The organism is Streptomyces durocortorensis (assembly GCF_016901035.1).
GTDB classification, from domain to species: Bacteria; Actinomycetota; Actinomycetes; order Streptomycetales; family Streptomycetaceae; genus Streptomyces; species Streptomyces durocortorensis.
Window position 1 is genome coordinate 1 of record NZ_JAFEUF010000380.1, and the last position, 4,456, is coordinate 4,456.

5 protein-coding genes are annotated in these 4,456 nt (G+C 72.7%); all 5 read right to left on the reverse strand.

What is annotated here, in order from left to right; all coding sequences use genetic code 11:
• Positions 1 to 932: histidine kinase dimerization/phospho-acceptor domain-containing protein (locus tag JS521_RS34140; protein WP_205086759.1), on the reverse strand; the 932-nt coding region annotated here is incomplete at its 3' end.
• Positions 933 to 966: 34 nt separating this feature from the next.
• On the reverse strand, positions 967 to 1,713 hold the full coding sequence (locus JS521_RS34145) for a response regulator transcription factor (protein WP_205086760.1): 747 nt from the start codon (positions 1,711 to 1,713) through the stop codon (positions 967 to 969).
• An 81-nt stretch (positions 1,714 to 1,794) separates the two neighbouring features.
• On the reverse strand, positions 1,795 to 2,676 hold the full coding sequence (locus JS521_RS34150; RefSeq protein ID WP_205086761.1) for an amidohydrolase family protein: 882 nt from the start codon (positions 2,674 to 2,676) through the stop codon (positions 1,795 to 1,797).
• Between the two features lie 45 nt (positions 2,677 to 2,721).
• Positions 2,722 to 3,684 carry a DUF2797 domain-containing protein gene (locus tag JS521_RS34155; RefSeq protein ID WP_205086762.1) on the reverse strand — a complete coding sequence of 321 codons (963 nt, stop codon included), beginning with the start codon at positions 3,682 to 3,684 and terminating at the stop codon, positions 2,722 to 2,724.
• Between the two features lie 9 nt (positions 3,685 to 3,693).
• The gene (locus JS521_RS34160) at positions 3,694 to 4,236 is read right to left on the reverse strand and encodes a hypothetical protein (RefSeq protein WP_205086763.1); all 543 of its coding nucleotides are present in this window, start codon (positions 4,234 to 4,236) and stop codon (positions 3,694 to 3,696) included.
• Positions 4,237 to 4,456: the final 220 nt, after the last annotated feature.

Below are 4,456 nucleotides of genomic sequence, written 5' to 3' on the forward strand. Positions count from 1 at the left end.
GCGCCCGCCCCTCCCCCGCCGGCGCGGCGGGTCAGCTCGGCGTACCCCCGGATCGAGGCCAGCGGGGTGCGCAGCTCATGGCTGGCGTCGGCGACGAACTGCCGGACCCGCGTCTCGCTCTGCTGGCGGGCCGCGAGCGCCGAACCGACGTGCCCGAGCATCCGGTTGAGCGCCGCGCCCACCTGCCCGACCTCGGTGCGGGGATCGGCCTCGGCGTCCGGTACGCGTTCGAGGAGAGCCACCTCACCGCTGTGCAAGGGGAGTTCGGATACCCGGGTGGCCGTGGCGGCGACCCGGCGCAACGGCCGCAGGGCGACCCCGACGAGCACGGTGCCCGCGATCGAGGCGGCCAGCAGACCGGCGGCGGTCACGCAGACCTCGACGACGATCAGGGTCGTCAGCGCCCCGCTCACCTCGGCGGTGGGGATGCCCACGAGGACGGTGTATCCCTCGGTGGTGGTCGCGGCCTCGACCCGGTAACCGCCGAGCCCGGGCAGATCGACGCTCCGGGCCCCTTCGCCGGTCTCCGGAACGGCAGCCTCCAGGGCGCTCCGCTGCTCCCCGGTCAGCGGCTTCGCGCTCTCCTGGGCACGGAGCCCGCTGTCCTCGACGACCTTCGACGCGGTGACGTCCCCGTCCCCGTCGCCGTCCCCGTCGCCGCCGAGGAGCGCCCCGAACGTGCCGAGCGGCTGCCCGCCCCCGCCGACGAAGCCGAGCGGGCCCGCCTCGCGCACCGACTGGGGCAGCGGACCCGGGGCCGGCGGGCGCTGGGCCCGCTCGGCGACGGAGTGCAGCTGGTCGTCGAGCTTGCCGTACAAGTAGCTGTGGAAGGCGATCGCGGTGACCGACCCGATGACGGCTGCGACGACGGCGATCAGCGAGACCGCGGAGACGACGAGCCGCGTCCGCAGGGCCCACGGCCGCCGCAGCACTCCCCCTCCTGCCCCGCCTCCCCCGCCCGTTCGCCTACTCACCGGGCTTGATCAGATACCCCGCCCCACGCCGGGTGTGGATCATCGGCGTCCGTCCGGCGTCGATCTTCTTGCGGAGGTAGGAGATGTAGAGCTCGACGACGTTGGCCTGGCCGCCGAAGTCGTAGTTCCAGACGCGGTCGAGGATCTGCGCCTTGCTGAGCACCCGGCGCGGATTGCGCATCAGGAAGCGCAGCAGCTCGAACTCGGTGGCGGTGACGTGAATCGCCTCCCCGCCCCGCCACACCTCGTGGCTGTCCTCGTCGAGCACCAGGTCCCCGACGGTGAGCGTGGACTCGCTCCGCCCGGCGGCGACGGCCGAGCCCGAGCGGCGGATGAGCCCGCGCAGCCGGGCCACGACCTCCTCCAGACTGAACGGCTTGGTCACGTAGTCGTCGCCGCCCGCGGTGAGCCCGGCGATCCGGTCCTCGACGGCGTCCCGGGCGGTCAGGAAGAGGACCGGCACATCGGCGTACTCGCGGCGCAGCCGGCCCAGCACGGACAGCCCGTCCATGTCCGGGAGCATCACGTCCAGGACCACCGCGTCCGGGCGGAAGTCACGTGCCGCCCGCACCGCCCCGGCCCCGTCCCCGGCGCTGCGCACCTCCCACCCCTCGTACCGCAGGGCCATCGAGAGCAGCTCGGTGAGCGGAGCCTCGTCGTCCACGACCAGGACCCGTACGGGGGTACGGTCCGGCCTGAGCAGTTCGGTACGCCCCTGGGGCGAGGTCGTCGTCGTCATGGGCCCCACTCTGTGAGGCACCCGTGAGAGAAGCCTGACCCGTTCCTGTGAATTCCCTGAGAAAGTGACCGGCAGGGGACGTCAGGCACGGGCGGGGAACAACGCGGCGGCGTTCCCGTGACAGACCGCCCGCAACCACGCGTCCCCCAACTCCAGCCGCTCCAAAGCCTGCAGCTGATGGACGTACGGGTACGGAATGTTCGGGAAGTCGGTCCCGAGCAGGATCCGGTCCCCGAGATCGGCGAGCCGCCCCCGCTCCGCCGCCGGGAAAGGGCTGAACCGCTCGCTGAAGTCGGTGAACGCCATGGTCGTGTCGAGCCGGACCTCGGGGTAGGAGGCCGCCAGCGCCAGGAACTCCGCGTACTCCGGCATCCCCATGTGCGCGACGATCAGCCGCAGCCCGGGGTGCCGGGCCAGCAGCCGCCCGATCGGCTCCGGCCCGGTGAACTTCCCCGGCGCGGGCCCCGATCCGCAGTGCATGACCACTGGAATCCCCGCCTCCGCGAGCATCCCCCACACCGCATCCAGCAACGGATCATTCGCGTCGTAGGCACCCACCTGAAGGTGTGACTTGAACACCCGGGCCCCCGCCTCGACGGCCTCCTTCACGTACATCTCCACGCCCTCCTCCGGGAAGAGGGTCGCGGTGTGCAGGCAGTCGGGGGTCCGGGCGGCGAAGCCGGCGGCCCAGCCGTTCAGCCAGCGGGCCATGCCGGGCTTGTGCGGATAGAGCATGGACGTGAACCGGAGCACCCCGAACGACCGCAGCAGCTCAAGCCGCCGCTCCTCCTCGTACCGGTAGGTGATCGGCCATTCCAGCCCGGTGAGCGGCCCGGCGGCGTCGAAGTAGGCCCACACCTTGCGCAGGACCTGCTCGGGCATGAAGTGGGTGTGCACGTCGATGATCCCGGGCAGCCCGAGCCGCTCCCGGAACCGCGCCACGTCATCGCTTCCCGTTTCCATGCGCAGGCCCTTTCGCCGGTCGTCCGGGACAACCCACCCGGTCGTTCAGAACAACCCACCCTGCACACCGCCGCCGCCGATGTCGATGAGGGGGACACGTACATCGCTCCCGGTCGCCCCGGTCACCTCGGTCACCCCGGTCACCTCGGTCGCCCGGGTCACCGCTGTCAGATCCCACCCGGTGATCAGCCGCGTATCCAGCACGACCACGCCCCCGCCCGCCACCGCGAGATGCAGATCGGGCCCGGCCGCCGCGACGAGCCGCCCCGCGACGACGCCGCCGTCGACCAGCTCCCGCACGGCCCGGACGGGCGCGCCGCCGGGCTCGGGCGCGGGTGCACCGTCGAGCCCGAAGATGCCGACCTGGTCGACGACTTCGAGCGGGAGCCGCTCCAACGACTCGGGCCAGCCGCGCCCTTCGAGTTCGGCGGCGCGCCCGTACAGCCCCGCCACTTCGGCCGCCCGCTCCTCACTGCCCGGCAACTGACCCCGCACGGACCGCTTCCGGGCGTACGGGATCCGGTCCGGCACCCCCAGGGCCGCGCGCAACACCTCCTCGGTGCGCCGGGCCGCCATGAGGGGCCCGCGCCCGAGCCAGCTGAAGGCGACGGCCCCCTGCTCCCGCAGCCGGGCCGCACCCCGCTCCTCACCGGTGATCCCGACCTTGACCATGCCGGGCCCGAACCAGGCGAGGTACACGCGGTAGGTCCGGGGGTCGTCCGCCATCGTGTCGGCGGCCACCGAGTGCGCCCGGTCCAGCCGCGCGCACTCGGCGCACCGCCCACCGGTCGAGCGCCCCGGCACCGCGGCCCCCAGCGGGCACACGTTCCCGCGGGCCCCCACGCAGTGCCGCTCGCCGAGGGCCCGGAACCCGAGGCCGGCCCCGTACGCGAGCACGCTCACCCGCCGGTCGCCGCCCCTGCTCCACCCCAGCTCGGGAGCGTGTCCGGGCCACCGCACCCCGGCGCACCACCACCCGCCGCCGGCCGCCCGAACCCCACACGTCATCCGGGGATGCTACGCGTAGCCTCCGACACCCTCGATCCGCTGCCGCATCGCGGCCATGCGCCGTACGAAGCGCCGGTTGAACCAGATCATCCAGCCCATGAACGCCACGCCGAAGCCGAGCATCATGAGCCCCGACGACACGTTGCCGGAGGCGAACCCGAGGAACGGCACCCCGAGGAAGATCAGCCCGAGCAGGGGAAAGGCCCACCGCTGGTTGCGCCGCAGCTTCTCCTCCCGCCGCCGGATCAGCCGGACCATGGCCTCCTGCTCGGCCGGGTCGTCGGGCATCTCGCCGTTCTTCGCGATACGGCGCTCCAGCTCCGGCACCCTGGCAGGCTCGGTGCCCACGGCCTTCGCGTCCCGCCGCCTGCGCCGCATCAGGAGCCACGTCAGGAATCCGGCGTAGACGACACCGCCGACCAGCGCCGCCGGCCACGCGGACCAGCCGTTGAGCGCCACCCGGACGGCGACCAGGATCACCAGCGCCAGCAGTCCGACGGCCCACCACTGGTCCTGCCAACGCCCTTTGTACGTCTGCCCTTTCGCCCCCATCTGCCACCTCCGAACAGGAGGGCGTCGAGCACGCCCCGTACTGCGTCGGCTACCCCACCCACGCCTCTCCGAACGGCCGCCGGGCCTTTCCGCGAGAGTGCGTGCATGGCGTCGTCCGGCGGGCGGGAACGGTCGGACAGGCTCTAGGTGTATTGATCACGAGCGTTGTTAACGCTGGTCAGGCTTGATCATGACGAAGACCTCCGGTGTGGTGGAGGTG

Excerpts from the sequence above, each read along its gene's own strand:
- JS521_RS34145 (WP_205086760.1), bottom strand. The coding sequence starts at position 1,713 with ATGACGACGACGACCTCGCCCCAGGGGCGTACCGAACTGCTCAGGCCG.
- JS521_RS34150 (WP_205086761.1), bottom strand. The coding sequence starts at position 2,676 with ATGGAAACGGGAAGCGATGACGTGGCGCGGTTCCGGGAGCGGCTCGGG.
- JS521_RS34155 (WP_205086762.1), bottom strand. The coding sequence starts at position 3,684 with ATGACGTGTGGGGTTCGGGCGGCCGGCGGCGGGTGGTGGTGCGCCGGG.
- JS521_RS34160 (WP_205086763.1), bottom strand. The coding sequence starts at position 4,236 with ATGGGGGCGAAAGGGCAGACGTACAAAGGGCGTTGGCAGGACCAGTGG.